This window comes from Isoptericola jiangsuensis, from assembly GCF_002563715.1.
In the GTDB taxonomy this organism is placed as follows: domain Bacteria; phylum Actinomycetota; class Actinomycetes; order Actinomycetales; family Cellulomonadaceae; genus Isoptericola; species Isoptericola jiangsuensis.
On the sequence record NZ_PDJJ01000001.1, the window covers coordinates 1,139,245 to 1,159,719 of the forward strand.

The window sequence follows — 20,475 nt, forward strand, 5'->3', positions numbered from 1 at the left end:
GTCCGGGCGGCGTCAGAGCGAGCCGAACCCGACCGGACGCTGCTCGCCGCTGCCGATCTCCACGTAGCCGATGGTCGACGACGGCACGATCACGAGCCGACCCTTGGCGTCGGTGATCTCCAGGGGGGTGCCGTCCTCCAGCGCCTTGCGCACGGCCTTGGCCGCGCCCTCGGGCTTGAGGTCGGTCTCGACCACCAGCTCGCGGGTGAGGTTCTGCACACCGATCGTGATCTCCACGTTGACTCCTTCGCGATCGGCGTCGCGCACCGCGACGCCGGCTGGTACCTGGCCGTCCCGATCCTATGCACGCCCGGGGCGCGAGGACGGCGTCGTCCGCGCAGGGTGAACGCGGTGCGGCCCGTGTCGGTGGCCCGTGGTCGAATCCTCCCGTGACCGCCACCGTCCGCCTCGTGCCGCCGGCCCCCGCGCCCCGCGCCGGGGCCGCCGTCGTGCTGGACCCCCAGCAGCAGGCCGCGCTGGACGCCGCGGCGGTCGAGCCCGTGACGCTGGTGGTCGGTGCACCGGGCACCGGGCGGACCACGGTCGTGCGCGAGGTCGCCGTGCGCGCGGTCGAGGCCGGGACGGACCCCGGTCGGGTGCTGGTGCTGGCCGCGTCCCGCCGGGCCGCGGCGCGTCTGCGCGACGAGGTCACCGCGGCCACCGGGCGCACCATCGGCGCACCCATGGTCCGCACCGCGGCGTCGGCCGCGTTCGCGGTGCTGCGCGCGCGCGACGAGGCGCTCGGCGATCCCGCCCCCACCCTCGTGTCCGGTCCCGAGCAGGACCTGGTTCTCGGCGAGCTGCTCGCCGGCCACCTCGACGGCGAGGGCGTGCCCCTGCCCCTGCCGCCGGGCCTTCCCGCGGAGTCCCTCGGCCTGCGCGGCCTGCGCCAGGAGCTGCGCGACCTGCTGATGCGCGCGGCCGAGCGTGGGCTCGGCCCCGAGGACCTCGCCGACCTGGGACGGCGCCACGACCGTCCCGAGTGGGTGCTCGGCGGGCAGCTCTACGACGAGTACCTCGCCGTCTCCGCCCTGCGCGGCGCCACCCCCGACGTCGGGGCGCGCTACGACCCGGCGGTCGTCGTCGACGAGGCCGCCCACGCCCTGGCCACGTGGTCCGACACCGTGCCGGACGTCCCCGTGCCGTCGTGGGACCTGGTCGTGGTCGACGACTACCAGGAGGCGACCGTCGCCACCGCCCGCCTGCTGGGCGTGCTGCGCGCCGGCGGCGCGCGCCTGCTGCTCGCCGCCGACCCCGACCTCGCCGTCCAGGGGTTCCGCGGCGCCGCGCCCGCGCTCGTGGGCCGGGCCGGGGCGCGCGGTGACGAGGTCGGCGCCCTCGACGCCCACCCGGTCGTCCTCGGCACGGCGTGGCGCCAGCCCGCGCCCCTGCGCGCGGTCACCCGCGCGGTCACGTCCCGCGTCCCGACCGTCGGCGGGCCGCTGCACCGCGGGGCGGACGCCCGCCCGGGACCGGAGGACGACGGCGACGGGCCGACCGACGGGTCGTCGGCCTGGACCGGGACGGGCGGCGACGCCGGGGCGGCACGCGTCGACGTGGCGGTCCTCGCGGGGGCGGCCCAGGAGGCCGCCTACGTCGCCCGCGAGCTGCGTGCGGAGCACCTGCTGCACGGCACGCCCTGGGAACGGATGGTCGTGGTGGCCCGCAGCGGCGATCGCCTCGCCGCGCTGCGCCGCGACCTCGTGGCGGCGTCGGTCCCGGTCGCCCTGCTGGGCTCGGACGTCCCGCTGCGCGACGAGCCGGCCGTGGTGCCGCTGCTCGCCGCCCTGCGCATCTGCGCGGGTCCCGGTGCGCTGGACCGGATGCTCGCGGACCTCCGCCTCCCGGCCGACGGCGTGCCCGACGACACGCCGGACGACGCCCCCGGAGCCCTGGACCCGGCCGCGGCGGCGCTGCTGCTCACCTCCCCGGTCGGCGGCCTGGACGCGGTCTCCCTGCGGCGCCTGCGCCGTGCGCTGCGCGCCGAGGAGCTGTCCGGCGGCGGCGGCCGGTCCTCGGACGCGCTGCTGGTCGAGGTCCTGGGCGACCCGGACCGGGCCGCGACCCTGCCGCCGGGCGTGCGGCGCGGCCCCACCGCCGTGGCGCGCGTGCTCGCCGCCGGACGCGCGGCGGCCGCCGCCGAGGGCGCCACCGCGCAGACCGTGCTGTGGGCCGTGTGGGCGGCGACCGGCCTGGCCGACCGGTGGCGCGACCTCGCCCTCGCCGGGGGCCCCGCGGGTGTGCGCGCCGACCGTGACCTCGACGCCGTGCTCGCGCTGTTCCGCGCCGCCGAGACGTACGTCGAGCGCATGCCCGGCGCGCCCGTCGCGTCGTTCGTCGACTACCTGTCCTCGCAGGACCTCCCCGCGGACTCCCTCGCGGCGTCCGCGACGGGTGCCCGGGCCGTCGAGGCCCTCACCCCGGCCGGGGCCGCGGGGCGCGAGTGGGACGTCGTCGTGGTCGCGGGGGTCCAGGACGGCGTCTGGCCGGACCTGCGGCTGCGCGACTCGCTCCTCGGGTCGCAGGCGCTGGTGGAGCTCCTCGCGGGTCGCAGCCGGGACGCCCACGGCGTCGGCAAGGAGGCGCGCACGCAGGTGCTCGCCGACGAGCTGCGCTCGTTCGCCGTCGCCACGTCCCGCGCCCGCCGGCGGCTGCTCGTCACCGCGGTGGAGGACGCCGAGGAGACCCCGTCGGTGTTCTGCGACCTCGTCTCGCCACGCGGCGACGACGGCGAGGGCCCCGACCCCCGTCGCGTGCGCGTGGGGCCGCCGCTCGACCTGCGTGGTGTCGTGGCGGCCGCCCGCGCCGAGCTCGTGCGGGAGGCCGCCGCCGACCTCGGCCGGCCCGCGGCGACGGGCACGGACACCCACGCCGGGCCGGACGCGTCGCGGGCGGCGGACGGAGGGTCGCACGCCGCCGGCACGGCGGCCGCGCTCCTCGCCCGGCTCGCCGACGCCGGGGTGGCGGAGGCCGACCCGCGCACCTGGTACGGCGTCGCGACGACGTCCAGCGACGCCCCCCTGTGGGGGCCGGACGACGTCGTGACCGTCTCCCCGTCGAAGGTCGACACGGTGACGACCTGCGCCGTGCGGTGGGCGTTCGAGTCGGCGGGCGGCACCGCCCCCGACGCGACCCACCAGAGCCTGGGCACGCTCGTGCACAGCATCGCCGAGGACCACCCCGCCGGGTCGCTCACCGTGCTGCGCGCGGAGCTGGACCGGCGCTGGCCGGAGCTCGCGCTGCCCGACGGCTGGCCGGCCCGCCAGCTGCGCCGCCGGGCCGAGGCGATGGTGGAACGGCTCGCCGCCTACACGGCGCAGGCGGGAGAGCCGGTGCTCGTCGAGCCCGCGTTCGAGGTCCCCGTGGGCCGCGCCCTGCTGCGCGGCAAGATCGACCGTGTCGAGCGCGACGGCGACGACGCCGTCACCGTGGCCGACCTCAAGACCGGCCGCAGCGCGACTTCGAAGGACAAGGCCGCGGAGAACCCGCAGCTCGGCGCCTACCAGCTGGCGGTCACCGAGGGTGCGCTCGACCTGCCCGACGGCACGCGCAGCGCCGGGGCCCGCCTCGTCTACGTCGGCACCGACACCAAGGGCCCGTCGCTGCGCGAGCAGGCCGCCCTCGACCCGGAGCCGGACGGGTCGAGCTGGGCCCGTACCCTCGTCACCGAGGCCGCCGACACGATGGCGGCCGCCACGTTCACCGCGCGGCAGAACGACCTGTGCGGGATGTGCCCCGTGCGCCGCAGCTGCCCGGTGCAGACCGAGGGAAGGACGGTGATCCCGTGACGACGCCCCCCGGCGGCCCGGTCCCCGACGACGCCGCGCCCGACACCCTCGCGGACGAGGAGTGGTGGTCGGCGCTCGGCGCGGACCACCGCGACGCGGGCCTCGGGTTCCCCGAGCTGGAGCCGTCGCCGCAGGCCCCCGCAGCCCCGCGGTACTCGGCCCGGGACATCGCGGAGAAGCTGCGGCGGCCCGCGCCCACGGACGAGCAGGTCGCCGTCATCGAGGCCCCGCTGGAACCGGTGCTGGTCGTGGCCGGCGCCGGGTCCGGCAAGACGGAGACGATGGCGGCACGCGTCGTCTGGCTCATCGCCAACGGGCTGGTCGAGCCGGAGGAGGTGCTCGGCCTGACGTTCACGCGCAAGGCCGCGGGCGAGCTCTCGACCCGCGTCCAGTCGCGCCTGGCCCAGCTCGCGCGCGCGGAGGGCCGCACGACGGCCGACCTCGACCTCCTCGCACGCCCCACCGTGGCGACCTACAACGCGTACGCGGCCTCCCTCGTGGCCGACCACGGGCTGCGCCTCGGCGTGGAGCCGGGCTCACGGCTGCTCGGCGAGGCCAACCAGTGGCAGCTCGCCGCCGAGGTGGTCGAGTCGTGGGACGGCGACCTGCGCACCGACAAGGCGGTCAGCACGATCGTCGGCGCGGTGCTGTCGCTGTCCGGCGCCCTGGGCGAGCACCTGCGGGACGTCGAGGAGGCCCGCGCCGCGCTCGAGGACATCGTCGAGCGGCTCGACGCCCTCCCGCTCGGGCCGCGGCAGCGGCAGCGCACCCAGGACGTGGAGAAGCTCATCGGGTCGGTCGCCGAGCGGGCCCGCCTCCTCGACCTCGTCGTCGAGTACCGGCGGCGCAAGCGCGTCGCCGACTCCCTCGACTTCGGCGACCAGGTCGCGTTCGCCGCCGAGCTCGCCCGCGGCGTCCCCGCGGTCGGCGCCGCCGAACGGGCCCGGTACCGGGCGGTGCTGCTCGACGAGTACCAGGACACGTCCTACGCGCAGGTCGAGCTGCTGGCCGGGCTGTTCGGCGGCGGGCACGCCGTGACCGCCGTCGGCGACCCGCACCAGTCGATCTACGGCTGGCGCGGGGCCTCGGCGGCCGGCCTGTCCCGGTTCCCCGACCGCTTCCGCCACGTCGACGGTGGCGCGGCCGCCGTCCGCTACCTCAGCACCTCGTGGCGTAACGACGCCGCCGTGCTCGCCGCCGCCAACGTCGCGTCCGGCCCCCTGCGGCGGACCGCCTCCGCGGCCGTCCAGGTGCCCCCGCTGGACCTGCGCGCCGGCGCCGGTGACGGCGTGGTGCGGGCGCACGTCGCCGCCACCGTCGAGGACGAGGCCGAAGCCGTCGCCGAGTTCGTCGCGGCGCGGTGGCGGCGCGCCACCCGGCCCGACGGGTCCGACCGCGTCACCGCCGCCGTGCTGTGCCGTGCCCGGTCGCAGTTCGCGGGGATGGAGACCGCCCTGCGGCGTCGCGGGCTCCCGGTCGAGGTCGTGGGCCTCGGCGGGCTCCTCACCACCCCCGAGGTCGTCGACGTCGTCGCCCTGCTGGAGGCCGTCCACGACCCGTCGCGCGGCGACTCCCTGCTGCGCCTGCTCACCGGACCCCGCGTCAACCTCGGTGCCGCCGACCTGCACGCCCTCGGGTCGTGGGCGGCCGACCTCGCCCGTCGCGACGCACCCCGCCGGCCCGGCAGCGACGCTCCCGACGCCGACGGGTCGGACGACGTCACCGTCGTCGAGGGCGACGTCGTCGACCACCGCTCCCTGGTCGACGCGCTCGACGACCTGCCCGAGCCCGGCCGGGCCGCGCGCGACGGCCGCGTCCTCACCCCGGACGGGCGCACCCGGCTGGTCGCGCTGGCGCGCCTGCTGCGGGACCTGCGCTCCCTGACGTACCTGTCCCTGCCGGAGCTCGTCGTGGCGGCCGAGCGTGCGCTCGGCCTGGACGTCGAGGTCGCGACCGCGGAGCTCCTCGCCGACGGGCTCGCCGCCGTCGGCCCGTACGCCGCCGACGGCGTCAGCCGGCGCGGGCGCGAGCACCTCGACGCGTTCCGCGACGTCGCGGCGTCGTTCGCGCAGTCCGCGGACGTCGCGACGCTGGGTGCGTTCCTCGCCTGGCTGGGCGTGGCCGACGACCAGGAGCGCGGACTCGACATGCCGGTCCGCGAGCCCGACCCCGACGCCGTGCAGATCATCACGGCGCACGCCGCCAAGGGGCTCGAGTGGGACGTCGTCGCGGTGCCCGGCCTCGTCGACGGCGTGTTCCCGACCGTCGCGGAGACGTCCAAGGGCCGCACCTCCCCGGGCTGGCTCTCGGGCCTCGGGGAGCTGCCCTACCCCCTGCGCGGGGACGCCGCCGACCTCCCCGAGCTCCGGCTCGGAACCGTGGCCGACACCAAGGAGCTCGTGGCCCTGCGCGACGAGTTCGTCCTGGAGTGCGGCGCGCACCAGCTCGCCGAGGAACGACGGCTCGCCTACGTCGCGTTCACCCGCGCCCGCCGCGAGCTGTTCTGCACGGCCCACTGGTGGGGGACCGCGGCCCGCCCCCGGACCCTGTCCCCGTTCCTGCTGGAGCTCGCCGAGGCCGGGCTCGTCGACGCCGACGGCTGGGAGCCCGCCCCCGACGGCACGGACAACCCGCGCGACGGCGAGGTCCCGACCGGGGTGTGGCCGGCGCCCGAGCCCGGCCGGCGCCCGGGGGCCTCCGGCGGCGCCACCGGACCGACGTCCGGCGCCCACGTCGAGGACGACGTCACCCACGACGGCGACCACCCCGTCGACGCACCCTCCGCCCGCGAGGTGCTCCGCCGGACCGCCGCACGCGTCGCCGCGGCCGTCGACGACACGCCGGCCGACGGCAGGCTCGTCGACGAGGCCGGGCACGACCTCGTCGGCCTGGCCCGGCTGCTCCTCGCCGAGCGGGCCGACCGGGTCGAGCCGACCGTCGAGACCCCCGCCCACGTGTCCGCGTCCGGGCTGGTCCGGCTCGCCCGCGACCGCGACGAGTTCGCGCGCCAGCTCCGCCGTCCCGTCCCCGTCGAACCGACCGTGCACGCCCGCCGCGGCACCCTGTTCCACGCCTGGGTCGAGCAGTACTTCGGCGCCGCCTCCCTCCTCGACGTCGAGGACATGCCCGGCGCCGACGACGCCGACCCCCACGACGACGTCGTGCTGGACGACCTCAAGGAACGGTTCCGGCAGACGCGGTGGGCGGCGCTCACCCCCGTCGCCGTCGAGCAGGACATCGAGACCCCCGTCGCAGGCGTCATGGTCCGGTCCCGCATCGACGCCGTGTTCGTCGACCCCGACGCGCCGCCCCCCGCCCCGGGCGAGCCGCCCGCCGTCGTCGTCGTCGACTGGAAGACCGGCCGCGAGCCCCGCGACCCCGCCGACCGGGCGCAGCGCGAGGTCCAGCTCGCCGCCTACCGCCTCGCCTGGTCCCGCTGGAAGGGCGTCCCGGTCGACAAGGTCAGCGCCGCGTTCGTCCACGTGGCCGACGGCACCACCATCCGCCCGGCGGAGCTCCTGGACGAAGCAGGCCTGGAAGCCCTGGTCCGGGGCGGCTGACCTTCCGCCGTGCGCGAGTGCCTCCGCCTCAGGCGGGGGCGTCCTCGCGCGTCGCCTCGTCCAGGTCCGCCAGCATCGACTCGGCGTCCGCGACGACGTCGGCGAGACCACGGCGCACGCCGTGCAGCAGCCAGCGGGCCAGCGCGAGCTCACCGACGAGCAGCGCCCGGTCGACGAGCCTCGGGTCGGTGAGCTCGGTGCGGCGGAGCTGGTAGGCCTCCATGATCGCGTCGACGCAGTCGGGCGGCGCCGCGGCGAGGAGCCACGCGAGGTCGTCGGCGGGGTCGGCGACGCGCGCGTCCGACCACCCGCTGATGCTGGTGACGCGGTTGCCGGAGACGAGCACCTGGTCGGGCGCGAGGTCGCCGTGCACGACGACGGGCTGGAACCGCCAGAGGCTGACGTCCTCCAGGGCGTGCTCCCAGCGGCGCAGCAGGTCGGTGGGGACGCGGCGGGTCGCGGCGGCCTCGTCGAGCTCGACGAGGCGCCGCTCGCGGTACTCGGCGGCGGTGTACGAGGGGAGGCCGCACGCCTCGACCACGGCGGCGGGGAGCTCGTGGACGGCCGCGAGGGTGCGACCGAGGTCGGCGGCGAGCCCGGGTCCGGGACGCAGCGCACCGACGTCGAGCGGTGCGCCGGTGAGGCGCTGGTGCACGACGGCGCGACCGCCCTCGGGGAGCAGCGCCGACCCGGCGATCTGCGGCACGGTGAAGGGCAGCACCCCGGCCTGCACGTACAGGTGGAGCGACTCCAGCAGCTCGATCTCGGCCTCGAGCGCCGCGCCGGCGAGCGCGGTGGTGGGAGCACGCACCATCCACTCGTCGCCGTCGACGGTGGTGACGACGGCGACGTCGTAGTCGCCGGGGACGTCGTCGGCGTGCACGGTCCTCGCGTCGAGGCCGGGGACGGCGGCCGTCGACAGGGCGGCGAGGGCGAGCGGGCTGCGGGGCACGTGCTCACCGTAGTGCGGCGGCGACGGCCGCGGGACCCTGCGGGCCGGGCGTGTCCGGTGCGGGGCGCCGGGCGGCCCGGCGTCGCGGGGTACGGTCGCTCGCGTGGACGTCCTCGACCTGCCCTTCACCCGGACCCGGCACGACCGTGCGGCGCACCGCCGCACCGAGCCGGACCTCGTCGCGCGAGCCCTGGCCGACCCGACCACGCGGGCGGTGGTGCTGCACCGCGGGCGGCTGGCCGTGGCGGGGGAGCCCGCGCGTGCGGCGCTGCTGCCGGCGTCCGGGCTGCCGGACGGGCTCGCCCTGTTCCTCGGGGAGCACGACGGGGCGGCGTGCCTCGCGGTCGTCCTGCCCGCCGACGACGACCCGGCCCCCCCGGCGGGGGCGGACGCGTGGGCGGGCCTGCGCGACATCGCCCGGGAGCAGGTGGCGGCGCTCGCGGCGGACGACGACGCGGCGGTGCTGGCGCACGGGCTGGCCGTCGAGGCGGTGGCGCTGGCGGGCTGGCACGGCACCCACGGGTACTGCCCGCGCTGCGGGGCGCCCAGCGAGGTGGTGCAGGGCGGCTGGGCGCGGCGCTGCCCGGTGGACGGCCGCGAGTCGTACCCGCGCACGGACCCGGCGGTCATCATGGCGGTCGTCGACGACGACGACCGGCTGCTCCTGGGTCACGCGGCGACGTGGGCACCGGGCCGGTTCTCCACCCTGGCGGGGTTCGTCGAGGCGGGGGAGGCGCTGGAGGACGCGGTGCGGCGCGAGGTCGCCGAGGAGGCGGGCGTGACGGTCGGGTCCGGGCCGGGGGACGTGGTCTACCGGGGGTCGCAGCCGTGGCCGTTCCCGGCGTCGCTGATGCTGGGCTTCCGTGCCCGGGCGGTCACCACGGAGGTCCGCACCGACGACGACGAGGTGACGGACGCGCGCTGGTTCACCCGCGCGGGGCTGCTGGCCGCGGTGGAGGCGGGGGAGGTGGGCCTGCCGGGGCGGGCGTCGATCGCCCGCGCGCTCGTCGAGGAGTGGTACGGGGGCGAGCTGCCCGGCTCCTGGTGACCTCGGGGCCACCAGGGCCGGGCGTCGTCGTCAGCGGGTGAGCGCGGCCCGGACGTCGGCGAGCGTCGGGTTGGTGGCGGCGCTGCCGTCCGGGTAGACGACCGTGGGGACGGTCCGGTTGCCGCCGTTGACCTGCTCGACGTAGGCGGCGGTCTCCGGCTGCTCCTCGATGTCGATCACCGTGTAGCGGATGCCCTCGGAGTCGAGCTGCGTGCGCAGCCGCCGGCAGTAGCCGCACCAGGTGGTCGAGTACATGGTGACGGTGCCGGGCTCGGGGAGCGACGGGGTGGCGGTCATCGGGGGGATCTCCTGTGGACGGGGGTGGCGGTGTCGGTCTCGGCTGCGACAATCGCAGACGATGTCCCTCACGACCAACTCAGCCGGTGCCCCGCTTCATCCCGACGCGATCCTCGACGCGCTCGACCCCGAGCAGCGGGAGGTCGCGCTCGCCCTGACCGGTCCGGTCTGCGTCCTGGCGGGCGCGGGCACGGGCAAGACGCGCGCGATCACGCACCGCATCGCCTACGGGGTGCGCACGGGCGCGTACGCCCCGACGTCGGTGCTCGCGGTGACGTTCACGGCGCGGGCGGCCGGTGAGATGCGGACCCGGTTGCGCGACCTGGGCGTGGCCGGGGTGCAGGCCCGCACGTTCCATGCGGCGGCGCTGCGCCAGCTCGGCTACTTCTGGCCGCGGATCGTGGGCGGCGCGCCGCCGCAGATCCTGGAGCACAAGGCCGCGGCGGTGGCGGAGGCCGCGCGCCGGCTCGGGGTGGCGGTGGACCGGGTGGCGGTGCGCGACCTCGCGAGCGAGGTGGAGTGGGCGAAGTCGTCGCTGGTCGGCGCGGACGACTACGAGAAGGCCGCGGCCGCCGAGGACCGCGCGGAGCCGTCCGGGCACGACCCGCAGACGGTGTCCCGGCTCATCGCGGCGTACGAGGACGTCAAGACGGAGCGGGGCGTCATCGACTTCGAGGACGTCCTGCTCATGCTGGCCGACATGCTGGGCTCGCACCCGCACGTCGCCGACCAGGTGCGCTCGCAGTACCGGCACTTCCTCGTCGACGAGTTCCAGGACGTGTCGCCCCTGCAGGAGTACCTGCTGGGCCTGTGGCTGGGGGACCGCAAGGAGCTGTGCGTCGTCGGGGACCCGTCGCAGACGATCTACTCGTTCACGGGGGCCACCCAGCACTATCTCCTGGACTTCCCGCGCCGGTACCGCGGCGCGCAGGTGATCCGGCTGGTGCGGGACTACCGCTCGACGCCGCAGGTGGTGCACCTGGCCAACGACGTCCTGCGCCGGGGCCGGGTGACGAACGCCCTCGAGCTGGTCGCGCAGCGGCCCGCGGGCCCGCCGGTGGCGTTCACCACGTACGACGACGACGAGGCGGAGGCCGCCGGGATCGCGGCACGTGCCGCCCGGCTCGTGGCGAGCGGGGTGCGTGCGAGCGAGATCGCGGTGCTGTACCGCACGAACTCCCAGTCGGCGGCTTTCGAGTCGGCGCTGTCCGACGCCGGGGTGAGCTATCAGGTGCGTGGCGGCGACCGGTTCTTCAACCGCAGGGACGTGCGTGACGCCGTCGTCCTGCTGCGGGGTGCCGCGCGCTCGGCGGACCCGGACCAGCCCATGCCGGAGCAGGTGCGCGACGTGCTGCTGTCGGCGGGCTGGGCGGAGAAGCCGCCCGCCGCGCGGGGTGCGACGCGCGAGCGCTGGGAGGCGATGCAGGCCCTCGTCGGGCTCGCCGACGACCTCGCCGCCGCAGCGCCCGAGGACGCGCCCGCGACCCTGGAGGGTCTGGTCGCGGAGCTCACCGAGCGGGCGGCCGCGCAGCACGCCCCCACGGTGGAGGGCGTGACCCTCGCGTCGTTGCACGCCGCGAAGGGCCTGGAGTGGGACGCGGTGTTCCTCGCGGGGATGAGCGAGGGCCTCATGCCGATCTCCCTGGCGGAGACCGACGACGGCGTGGACGAGGAGCGGCGGCTGCTCTACGTCGGGGTGACCCGCGCCCGGGAGCACCTGGAGCTGTCGTACGCCCGGTCGCGGAACCCGGGAGGTCGGGCGTCGCGCAAGCGCACCCGGTTCCTCGACGGGCTCTGGCCCGACGACCGCCGGGCCGGGGCGGGCCGGGCGCAGCGCGGTCAGGCGCGGGCCCGGCTCGGCGAGGCCGACGCGGAGCTGTTCGACGCGCTGCGCGAGTGGCGTTCCTCGGTGGCACGGGAGACCGACAAGCCGGCGTACACCGTGCTGGGTGACGCGACGCTCGCGGCGATCGCCGAGCTGCGGCCCGGGTCGACCGCCCAGCTCGCCCGGATCAACGGCATCGGCCCGGCGAAGATCGACCGGTACGGCCAGACGCTGCTCAGCCTCGTGGAGACCGCCGGGCGCGGGACCTGACCGGCGTCCCCGGGTAGCCGGACGAGGCCCGGGGAGGGCCGTCGCGGGACCGGAGAAAAAAGTTCGGGAAAAAAGATGTGGCGACCCCGGCGGCGAGGTCTATGCTCGTCCTGACCGAGTTCGTGGCGGTCCGTGCCGAGAGGTGCGGGCCCGAGACAGTGAGGAGGTGGGTGAAGAGATGGAGATCATGAAGCCGTTCATCGGCGCGATCGGCAACGTCACGGGGGAGAACTCTGCCCTGCGTGGACCTGTGCCGACCGTGCGTCTGCGCGCGCGTCACGCCACCGGCGAGCTCCTCGCCGATCTCGCACCCAGCTCCGCCACCTGGAGTCAACCGGTCTGAGCACCGGTCCAGGCCGCGGAGTCCAACTGGGACCCGCGGCCTTCGTCTTTCCCCACCGGGAAGTCGGCCCTCACCGGCCGGACGAACCGGAACCCCGATCACGGGGATCCACCGCAGGTCCTGAACATCGACGTTCACACCACACCCAGGACCTGACGGAGGAACATCGTGCGTCTCGCACAGCTGTTGGACGAGCGGCTGGTCGACGCGGCCCCCGCCGGTGGTGTCCGCCACTGGACCCCTCACCAGCCCGTGACCCAGGACCCGAACGAGGCCGCAGAGCTGGACCGCCAGTTCGCCGCTCTGCTGCCCTGCCGCACCAACGACCCCGAGCTCTGGTTCGCCGAGCACACCACCCAGGTGGAGCAGGCCAAGGCCCTGTGCCGCTCCTGCCCGCTCCAGGCGGGCTGCCTGGCCGGTGCCATCGAGCGAGCCGAGCCGTGGGGCGTCTGGGGCGGCGAGGTCTTCGTGGACGGCGCCGTCGTCGCCCGCAAGCGTGGCCGGGGTCGGCCGCGCAAGTCGGAGCAGGCGGCCGCCTGACACACCCACCCCAGCGGGGCCCGTCGCACGAGCGACGGGCCCCGCTCCCGTACCCGCGGACGTTCGCGCGTCCTTCGCCGGCCCTCAGGAGGGCACGGGCCGCGGCGCGGTGCACCCGCACGCCGGATGCGGGTCGAGGGGACGCAGCCGCGGCAGGGCGTCCGGCAGGCGCACCTCCGCCACGGCGTCGCACAAGCCGGGCCGGGTGCCGTCGAGGTGGCTGAGCACCTGCCCCGCGGCGACCGCGGCGACCGTCGTCGCGAGCACGGTCTCCTGGCCCGTGACCCCCTGCCAACCGCGCAGCTGGCGCGCCAGCTCCGGCCACCGGGGGTCGTCGTCGCCCGCCTGGTGGTGCCGGCAGGCGACGCACGCCGACGTGCCCGGCAGGACGAACGGCCCCACGAGCACGTCCGCCTCGCGCACGACCACGGACAGGTGCGGGACGCCGAGACCCGTGAGCCGGGCGAACGCCTCGGGCCGGTCGACCCGGTCGGCGACGACGACCACCGCGGACGGCGGGTCGTCGTCGCGCCACCGGGTCGCGCCCGTCCCTGTGCGGGGCGTCAGCGCGGCCAACGAGCCACGGAGCGCGTCGGCACGCCGCCGACCGACGTCCGCCGCGGCGTAGGTGCCCACCCCGAGGTCGGTGACCTGCACGGGGAGGTCGTCGTCGAGCAGGAGGCTCCCGACGCCGGCGGCCGCGAGGTGGGCGGCCACCAGCGACCCGATGCGCGCCAACCCGACCACGGCGACAGTCCGTGCGGCGCGGCGCGCGAGCGTCCCGAGCCCGTCGCCGTCGGGCAGCAGCGCAGCGAGCGCGGGGACGTCGGCGCCGCCCGCGGCGACGGCGGTGACCTCGGGACGCGAGCGCGCCGGTGCGAGCACGAGCCCGCCGCGGGCGAGGGTGGCGAGGACGTCGTCGCGCCGGTCGGCGGCGACGCCGTGGCGCGCGGCCGACCGGCGGAGCGATCCGTGCCGGTGGGCGGCGACGTCGCAGAGCCAGCGCACCTCGCGCTCGTGCAGACCCGTCAGGACGAGGGCCCACCGGGGGTCGGTGCCGAGCTGGACCTCGCCGTCGCCGCGGTCGAGCACGGGCATGCCGGGGCGCAGCACCGGCTCGGGAGGTCGGGGGCGGGTGCGCGTCATGGCTGCACCGTGCCACGGGTGTCGGGGCGACGTCATGGCTGTGTCGCAGTCCTGTGGACAACGCCTCGGGGTGGGCGGCGGTGTGTCAGAAGTCACGAGTGCGCCGTCCAGACGGTACTGTCAGGGCGTGGCCCAGGACACGACGGCGTCCGTCGAGGTCCGGCGGAGCCGTCGCCGGACCGCCACGGTGAGCGCGTACCGCGACGGGGATCGGACCGTCGTGGCCATTCCCGCGCGCTTCTCGCAGGCGCAGGAGCGCGAGTGGGTCGCCAAGATGCTGGCCCGCCTGGAGGACAAGGAACGCCGCCGCCGCCCGTCCGACGACGAGCTGGTCGAGCGGGCCCAGGAGCTCTCCACGCGCTACCTGGACGGCCGGGCGCACCCGACGAGCGTCCGCTGGGCGGCCAACCAGGAACGGCGCTGGGGGTCCTGCACGATCACGGACGGCTCGATCCGGCTGTCGTCACGGCTGCAGGGCATGCCCGAGTGGGTGATCGACTACGTGCTGCTGCACGAGCTCGCGCACCTGCTGCACGCCGGGCACGGCCCGGAGTTCTGGAAGCTGCTCGACGCCTACCCGCGCACCGATCGGGCGCGCGGCTTCCTCGAGGGCGTCTCGTTCACGTCCGACGGCGCCCAGGAGGGCGACGCCGACTCGGGGTCGTCGCCCTCCTAGAGACCTCAGGACGCCGGGTCCGCGGGGGAGCCCGGCTCGTCGGGCAGGTCGCCGAAGATCTGCGCGAGCGCCGCGTCGACGTCGGACTGCTCGTCGGCCTGGGCCGTCCGGCGGGCCTCGTACCCCGTGGGGTCGTCCAGGTCCTCGGTGCCGGGCAACAGGTCCGGGTGCTCCCACACGGCGTCGCGGGCGGCCGGCCCGCCGGTGGCCAGCAGGTGCGCGAACAGCGCGGCGGCGTCGCGGGAGCGGCGCGGCCGCAGCTCGAGCCCCACCAGGGAGCGGAACGTGTGCTCCGCGGGACCGCCGGCGGCGCGGCGCCGGCGGATCATCTCGCGCAGCGGCACCGAGTGGGGCAGGTGGGCGAGCGCGGCCGTGGCCGCGACCTCCGACACCCAGCCCTCGACCAGCGCGAGCGCGGTCTCGAGGCGCAGGAGGGTGGACTCCTGCTCGGGCGTGTGCTGGAGGCCGAACACGTCGCCCGACAGGGCGCCCCGCAGGGCCTCCGGGTCGGACATGTCGACGTCGCGCACCTGCGCCTCGAGCGCGTCGAGGTCGATGGTGATGCCGCGGGCGTACTGCTCGACGAGGGCGTGCAGGTGCGCCTTGAGCCACGGCACGTGCACGAACAGGCGAGCGTGCGCGGCCTCGCGGAGGGCGACGTACAGCTGGACCTCCTCGTAGGGGGAGTCCAGGCCGTCGGCGAACGCGGCGACGTTGGTCGGCAGCAGGACGGTGGCGGGCTCGTCCAGGAGCGGCACACCGACGTCCGTGGACCCGAACACCTCGCGCGACAGGGTGCCGGCCGCCTGCCCCACCTGCATGCCGAACACGGCGGAGCCGAGGCCGCGCATCATCGCCGCGGGATCCATGCCGCCGAGCATGCCGCCGGGGAACGCGGGCGCGCCGGGGAAGGACTCCCCGCCGGGCAGGCCGAGGGCGTCGGGGCCGTCGCCGAGCTGGTCGCGCATCACGGTCGCCAGGGCGTCCGCCACGGACGCCGCGACAGGGGCGACGAGCCGCTGCCACGCGGGCAGCGTCGCCTCGACCCACTCGCTGCGGCTCCACGCGCGCGCCGGGCCGCCCGACGGCGGCAGGTCGGTGACGGCGTCCAGCCACAGCTCGGCGACCTTGAGCGCCTCGGTCGCGGAGCGCGCCTGCGCGCCGTTGAGCGACGGGTCGCCCTCGGCCACGGCGACCTGACGGGCGAGGTCGTGCGCCACCTCGGTGTTGACGGGCCCCTCGCCGGTGAACATGCGCTGCAGCTGGGCCATCAGCCGCTGCATGGTCCCGGGGTCGGGCGGCGCACCGCCCATGAGGGCAGCGGGGTCGAGCCCCTGGGCGCGCATCTGGGCCAGCACCTCGTCGGTGCGGTCCCCGAAGATGCCGCGCAGGGCCTCGTGCAGCCGGCGGTCGCGCTCCTGGGGGTCCTCGGGCAGGTCGCTCATGGCAGGTCGTCGGCTCCTTCCGGTACGGCGTTCGCCGCACGCTCACGGTAACCGGGTCCGACGTCCCGGGAGCGGGGACGGTTCCGGCTTTCGCTCACGGCGCACCCGCGCCCGCGGATCGGCGATGATGGGGCGGTGAGCTTCGAACGCGGCCAGGACCCTGTCGAGTCGTCCGGTCAGGCGCTGGCTGCGCCGCAGGGCACCGAACCGTGGCACGGCGACGACGACCCCCGCGTCACGCGGCACCGCGCCGGCCCGCGCGCGACCACCCTCGTCGTCTCGATGCTGGTGGCGTCGGTGACGGCGGCGGTGCTGCTCGTCATGCCCACGGCCTACGCGATCCGCACGCCCGGGCCGACCGAGGACACGCTCGGCACCCAGGAGCAGGGCGAGGGGCAGAGCGCCACCGAGGTGCCGCTCATCGAGATCGAGGGCGCCGAGACCTATGCCGCCTCGGGCGAGCTGCGCCTGACGACCGTCTCGGTGTACGGCGGTCCGGGGGGCGACGTCCTGTTCGGGGACGTGCTGTGGGGCTGGTCGTCGCAGGAGCGGTCCGTCCAGCCGGTCGAGTCGATCTTCCCCGAGGCGGTGACGTCCCAGGAGCAGCAGGAGCTGGGCCAGGCGCAGATGCTCAGCTCGCAGGAGTCCGCGACCGTCGCGGCGCTGACCGAGCTCGGGTACGAGGTGCCGACGACGATGACGGTCGTCGAGGCTGCCGCGGGGACGGGCGCGGACGGCGTGGTCGAGCCCGGCGACGTCATCGTCTCGCTCGACGGGGAGCCGCTGGAGACGTACACCGAGCTGCTGACCGCGCTCGACGCCGTCACCCCCGGCGCCGATGTCGTCCTGGGCGTGGAGCGTGACGGCGAGCCGACGGACCTCACCGTGACGACGGGGCAGGGCGACGGCCGGGCCCTGCTCGGCGTGCTCATCGACCCGCGGTACGACTTCCCGGTGGACGTGACGATCCAGATCGAGGACATCGGCGGTCCGAGCGCGGGGACGATGTTCGCCCTCGGGATCATCGACCGGCTCACGCCCGAGGACGAGCTGGCCGGGGCGGTCGTGGCCGGCACCGGCACGATGGACGTCGACGGCCGGGTGGGCGCGATCGGCGGCATCGAGCAGAAGATGTACGGCGCGCTGCGTGACGGGGCGCAGTGGTTCCTGGCGCCGGAGGGCAACTGCGGCGAGGTGGTCGGGCACGAGCCCGACGGCCTGGAGGTGGTGAAGGTCGCGACGCTCGCCGAGGCGCGGGCCGCGATGGAGGCGATCGGTGCCGGCACGGGGGAGGACCTGCCGCGCTGCGGGTGACGATCGTGACCGACTCGTGAGCGTCCCGGTGCCCCCACGTGTCGGAATCGTGGGAACCTGGAGCAGCGCCGGGGCGTTGAGATGGGAGTCCCGCGTGTCCGAGCACGCGTCCAGCCACGAGCACGAATGAGGTGCCCGCACCGTGTCCTTCGCCCCACCCCGCCGTCAGGACGGTCCACCGGCCCGGCGACGCAGCCCGCTGCTGATCACCCTGCTGGTGCTCGGTGCCCTCGTGGTCGCGCTGCTGTTCCTGACGAACTTCTGGACCGAGATCCTCTGGTTCGACCAGCTCGGCTTCTCGGACGTGATCTGGACGCAGTGGATCGCCCGGGCCGTGCTGTTCGTCGCGGCGTTCCTCGTCATGGGCGGGGCGGTCTTCGCCTCGTTCTCGATCGGGTACCGGACCCGGCCGGTGTACGCGCCGTCGACGCCCGAGCAGGCGACCCTCGACCAGTACCGTGAGGCGGTCGAGCCGCTGCGCAAGGTCGTCACGTACGCGGGCCCGGTCCTCATCGGTCTGTTCGCGGGTGTCGCGGCGTCGTCCCAGTGGCGCACCGTGCTGCTCGCGCTCAACGGCCAGTCGTTCGGCCAGGACGACCCGCAGTTCGGCATCGACGTCGGCTTCTACGTCTTCACGCTCCCGGTGATCCGGTTCGCGGTGAGCTTCCTCATGGCCGTCGTGGTGATCTCGGGCATCGCGGCCGTGGTCACGCACTACCTGTACGGCGGCCTGCGGATCGGTCCGGTCGCGCAGGGCGAGTCCCGCACGACGACGGCGGCGCGGGTCCACCTCGCGGTGCTGGGCGCGGTGCTGATGCTGCTCATCGGCGCGAACTACTGGCTGGACCGCTACACGATCCTGTCGGACCGGGGCGACCGCTACGACGGCGCCTCCTACACCGACGTGCACGCCGTCATCCCGTCGAAGGAGATCCTCACGGGTGTCGCGGTCATCGTGGCCGTGCTGTTCCTCGTGGCGGCGTTCCGCGACTCGTGGCGCCTGCCGGCGATCGGCGTGGGTCTGATGGTGGTGTCCGCCATCGCCATCGGCGGTATCTACCCGGCGGTGGTCGAGCGCTTCCAGGTGCAGCCCAACGCGCAGAGCCTCGAGGCGCCCTACATCCAGCGCAACATCGACGCGACGCGGCAGGCGTTCGACATCGAGGACGTCGATTCGAAGACGTACGACGCCACCACCGAGGCGACGCAGGGCCAGCTCCGCGACGACGCCGAGACGACGACGCAGGTCCGTCTGCTCGACCCGCAGGTGGTCAGCCCGTCGTTCCGCCAGCTCCAGCAGAACAAGCAGTACTACAACTTCACCGACAACCTCGCGGTCGACCGGTACGAGATCGACGGGGAGTCCCGCGACACCGTCATCGCGGTGCGCGAGCTCAACCTCGGTGGTCTGGCCGACCGCAACTGGGTGAACGACCACACCGTGTTCACGCACGGGTTCGGCGTCGTCGCGGCCTACGGCAGCCAGCCCGGCCCCGACGGGCAGCCGGCGTTCTTCGAGGGCGGCATCCCGACGCAGGGCGCCCTGTCGGAGATGTTCTCCTCCGGCTACGAGCCCCGGATCTACTTCAGCCCGGAGGCGCCGTCGTACTCGATCGTGGGTGCGCCGGAGTCCGAGTCCGGCTGGGAGCTCGACTACCAGGCGGACGAGGAGGGCGGCCAGCAGGTCCTCACCAAGTTCCCGACGGACGAGGTCGAGGCCGGCCCGGAGATCGGGTCGTTCCTGCACAAGCTGCTGTACTCGCTGAAGTTCGGCGACGAGCAGATCTTCTTCTCCGAGCGCGTCACCGAGGCCTCGCAGATCCTCTACGACCGCGACCCGCAGGAGCGCGTGGCGAAGGTCGCGCCGTGGCTGACCCTGGACAACAAGGTGTACCCGGCGGTCGTCGACGGGCGCGTGAAGTGGGTCGTGGACGCCTACACGACGTCCGACGCCTACCCGTACTCGGCGAGCCAGCCGATGCAGGAGGCGACCACGGACTCCCTGACGCTCGCCGCGCAGGGCGTGCCGGTCGAGCTGCCGCCGGAGGTCAACTACATCCGCAACTCGGTGAAGGCCACCGTGGACGCCTACGACGGCTCGGTCACGCTGTACGCGTGGGACCCGGAGGACCCGGTGCTGCAGGCGTGGAGCCAGGTGTTCCCGAACTCCCTGGAGCCGATCTCGGAGATCTCCGGCGACCTCATGTCGCACGTCCGCTACCCGGAGGACCTGTTCAAGGTGCAGCGCACGCTGCTCGAGCGGTACCACGTCACCGACGCGGTCCAGCTGTTCTCCGGCTCGGACGAGTGGGCGACGCCGAACGACCCCGTCGTCAGCACGACGGCCGAGAGCTCGAAGCAGCCGCCGTACTACATGACGCTGCAGATGCCGGAGGAGGAGTCGCCGGCGTTCTCCCTGACGAGCACGTTCATCCCGGGTGGCAACACCGACCGGGAGATCCTCACGGGGTACCTCGCCGCGAACGCCGACGCCGGCTCGGAGGCCGGGGAGGTCGCCGAGAGCTACGGCAAGCTGCAGCTCCTCGAGCTGCCGCGCGACGCGACGGTCCCGGGCCCGGGCCAGGTGCAGAACAACTTCAACTCGAACCCGACGATCTCTGAGCAGCTGAACATCCTCGGGCGCGGCGACTCCGAGGTGGTGCGCGGCAACCAGCTGACGCTGCCGGTGGGTGGCGGTCTGCTGTACGTGCAGCCGGTGTACATCCAGTCGGGCTCGGGCACCCAGTTCCCGCTGCTGCGGCGCGTGCTGGTCGCGTTCGGTGACCAGACGGGCTACGCGGAGACCCTCGACGAGGCGCTGGACCAGGTGTTCGGCGGCGACTCGGGCGCCCAGGCGGGCGACGCGGACCAGGCGGAGACGGACGTCCCGACGGACGACGTCGTCGTGGACCCCGAGACGGGCGAGGCGACCCCGTCGCCCTCGCCGTCGGCCACCACCGCGGAGCCGTCGCCGACGCCGTCGGAGACGACGCAGGCCCCGGCCGGCGACCCGCAGACGCGTCTCGACGCGGCGCTGCAGGAGGCCAGCCAGGCGCTGACCGACTCGAACGAGGCGCTCCAGGACGGCGACTGGGCCGCGTACGGCGAGGCCCAGGACCGGCTCCAGGCCGCGCTGGAGGACGCGCTGGCCGCCGAGGGCGAGCTGTCCGAGTGACGTCCGGGGCGGGTGGGTCGCACCTGTGAGGTGCGTCCCACCCGCCCGGATCGACTGGACTTCGCCCGATTCGATGCCGTAATGTTCAGGGAGTCG

14 protein-coding genes are annotated in these 20,475 nt (G+C 75.5%); 9 read left to right on the forward strand and 5 right to left on the reverse strand.

Annotation, left to right across the window (positions count from 1 at the left end; genetic code table 11):
- Positions 1 to 12: 12 nt before the first annotated feature.
- A complete protein-coding gene (locus tag ATJ88_RS05155; protein WP_098462901.1) occupies positions 13 to 237 on the reverse strand; it encodes a DUF3107 domain-containing protein in 225 nt (74 codons plus the stop codon).
- A 152-nt stretch (positions 238 to 389) separates the two neighbouring features.
- On the opposite strand from ATJ88_RS05155, the gene ATJ88_RS05160 reads away from it, so the two are divergent.
- Positions 390 to 3,788 (forward strand): UrvD/REP family ATP-dependent DNA helicase, encoded by a 3,399-nt coding sequence (locus tag ATJ88_RS05160; protein ID WP_245852137.1) that lies wholly within the window; start codon positions 390 to 392, stop codon positions 3,786 to 3,788.
- Positions 3,785 to 7,348, forward strand: coding sequence for an ATP-dependent helicase (locus ATJ88_RS05165; RefSeq protein WP_098462903.1), 3,564 nt, complete (start codon positions 3,785 to 3,787; stop codon positions 7,346 to 7,348). The genes ATJ88_RS05160 and ATJ88_RS05165 overlap by 4 nt, the downstream gene beginning before the upstream one ends.
- Before the next feature lie 28 nt (positions 7,349 to 7,376).
- Here the strand turns inward: ATJ88_RS05165 and ATJ88_RS05170 are convergent, their stop codons facing one another.
- The gene (locus ATJ88_RS05170) at positions 7,377 to 8,300 is read right to left on the reverse strand and encodes a phosphotransferase (RefSeq protein WP_098462904.1); all 924 of its coding nucleotides are present in this window, start codon (positions 8,298 to 8,300) and stop codon (positions 7,377 to 7,379) included.
- A 103-nt stretch (positions 8,301 to 8,403) separates the two neighbouring features.
- Between ATJ88_RS05170 and nudC the strand changes: the two genes are divergently transcribed.
- Positions 8,404 to 9,348, forward strand: a complete 945-nt coding sequence (gene nudC, locus ATJ88_RS05175) for an NAD(+) diphosphatase (RefSeq protein WP_098462905.1) — start codon at positions 8,404 to 8,406, stop codon at positions 9,346 to 9,348.
- A gap of 30 nt (positions 9,349 to 9,378) precedes the next feature.
- Here the strand turns inward: nudC and ATJ88_RS05180 are convergent, their stop codons facing one another.
- On the reverse strand, positions 9,379 to 9,645 hold the full coding sequence (locus ATJ88_RS05180) for a mycoredoxin (protein WP_098462906.1): 267 nt from the start codon (positions 9,643 to 9,645) through the stop codon (positions 9,379 to 9,381).
- Between the two features lie 61 nt (positions 9,646 to 9,706).
- On the opposite strand from ATJ88_RS05180, the gene ATJ88_RS05185 reads away from it, so the two are divergent.
- The 3 genes from ATJ88_RS05185 to ATJ88_RS05190 all read left to right on the forward strand — a co-directional run bounded on the left by ATJ88_RS05185 (position 9,707) and on the right by ATJ88_RS05190 (position 12,623).
- Entirely contained in the window at positions 9,707 to 11,740 is a 2,034-nt protein-coding gene (locus ATJ88_RS05185; RefSeq protein ID WP_098462907.1) for an ATP-dependent helicase, read from the forward strand.
- 178 nt (positions 11,741 to 11,918) lie between these two features.
- Positions 11,919 to 12,083, forward strand: a complete 165-nt coding sequence (locus ATJ88_RS18300) for a hypothetical protein (protein ID WP_211287466.1) — start codon at positions 11,919 to 11,921, stop codon at positions 12,081 to 12,083.
- Positions 12,084 to 12,251: 168 nt separating this feature from the next.
- Positions 12,252 to 12,623, forward strand: coding sequence for a WhiB family transcriptional regulator (locus tag ATJ88_RS05190; RefSeq protein WP_098462908.1), 372 nt, complete (start codon positions 12,252 to 12,254; stop codon positions 12,621 to 12,623).
- Between the two features lie 84 nt (positions 12,624 to 12,707).
- Here the strand turns inward: ATJ88_RS05190 and ATJ88_RS05195 are convergent, their stop codons facing one another.
- Positions 12,708 to 13,769, reverse strand: coding sequence for a HesA/MoeB/ThiF family protein (locus ATJ88_RS05195; RefSeq protein ID WP_098462909.1), 1,062 nt, complete (start codon positions 13,767 to 13,769; stop codon positions 12,708 to 12,710).
- A gap of 127 nt (positions 13,770 to 13,896) precedes the next feature.
- On the opposite strand from ATJ88_RS05195, the gene ATJ88_RS05200 reads away from it, so the two are divergent.
- Positions 13,897 to 14,445, forward strand: coding sequence for a M48 metallopeptidase family protein (locus ATJ88_RS05200; RefSeq protein ID WP_245852138.1), 549 nt, complete (start codon positions 13,897 to 13,899; stop codon positions 14,443 to 14,445).
- 5 nt (positions 14,446 to 14,450) lie between these two features.
- On the opposite strand, the gene ATJ88_RS05205 is transcribed toward ATJ88_RS05200, so the two are convergent.
- Positions 14,451 to 15,890, reverse strand: coding sequence for a zinc-dependent metalloprotease (locus tag ATJ88_RS05205; RefSeq protein ID WP_098462911.1), 1,440 nt, complete (start codon positions 15,888 to 15,890; stop codon positions 14,451 to 14,453).
- A gap of 135 nt (positions 15,891 to 16,025) precedes the next feature.
- On the opposite strand from ATJ88_RS05205, the gene ATJ88_RS05210 reads away from it, so the two are divergent.
- Both ATJ88_RS05210 and ATJ88_RS05215 read left to right on the forward strand, forming a co-directional pair.
- Positions 16,026 to 17,204, forward strand: a complete 1,179-nt coding sequence (locus tag ATJ88_RS05210) for a YlbL family protein (RefSeq protein WP_245852139.1) — start codon at positions 16,026 to 16,028, stop codon at positions 17,202 to 17,204.
- Between the two features lie 142 nt (positions 17,205 to 17,346).
- A complete protein-coding gene (locus tag ATJ88_RS05215) occupies positions 17,347 to 20,379 on the forward strand; it encodes a UPF0182 family membrane protein (protein WP_098462912.1) in 3,033 nt (1,010 codons plus the stop codon).
- Positions 20,380 to 20,475: the final 96 nt, after the last annotated feature.

Bases quoted from the DNA above. Each gene is read 5' to 3' on its own strand.
- ATJ88_RS05185 (WP_098462907.1), top strand. From the start codon at position 9,707: ATGTCCCTCACGACCAACTCAGCCGGTGCCCCGCTTCATCCCGACGCG.
- ATJ88_RS18300 (WP_211287466.1), top strand. From the start codon at position 11,919: ATGGAGATCATGAAGCCGTTCATCGGCGCGATCGGCAACGTCACGGGG.
- ATJ88_RS05195 (WP_098462909.1), bottom strand. From the start codon at position 13,769: ATGACGCGCACCCGCCCCCGACCTCCCGAGCCGGTGCTGCGCCCCGGC.
- ATJ88_RS05205 (WP_098462911.1), bottom strand. From the start codon at position 15,890: ATGAGCGACCTGCCCGAGGACCCCCAGGAGCGCGACCGCCGGCTGCAC.
- ATJ88_RS05180 (WP_098462906.1), bottom strand. From the start codon at position 9,645: ATGACCGCCACCCCGTCGCTCCCCGAGCCCGGCACCGTCACCATGTAC.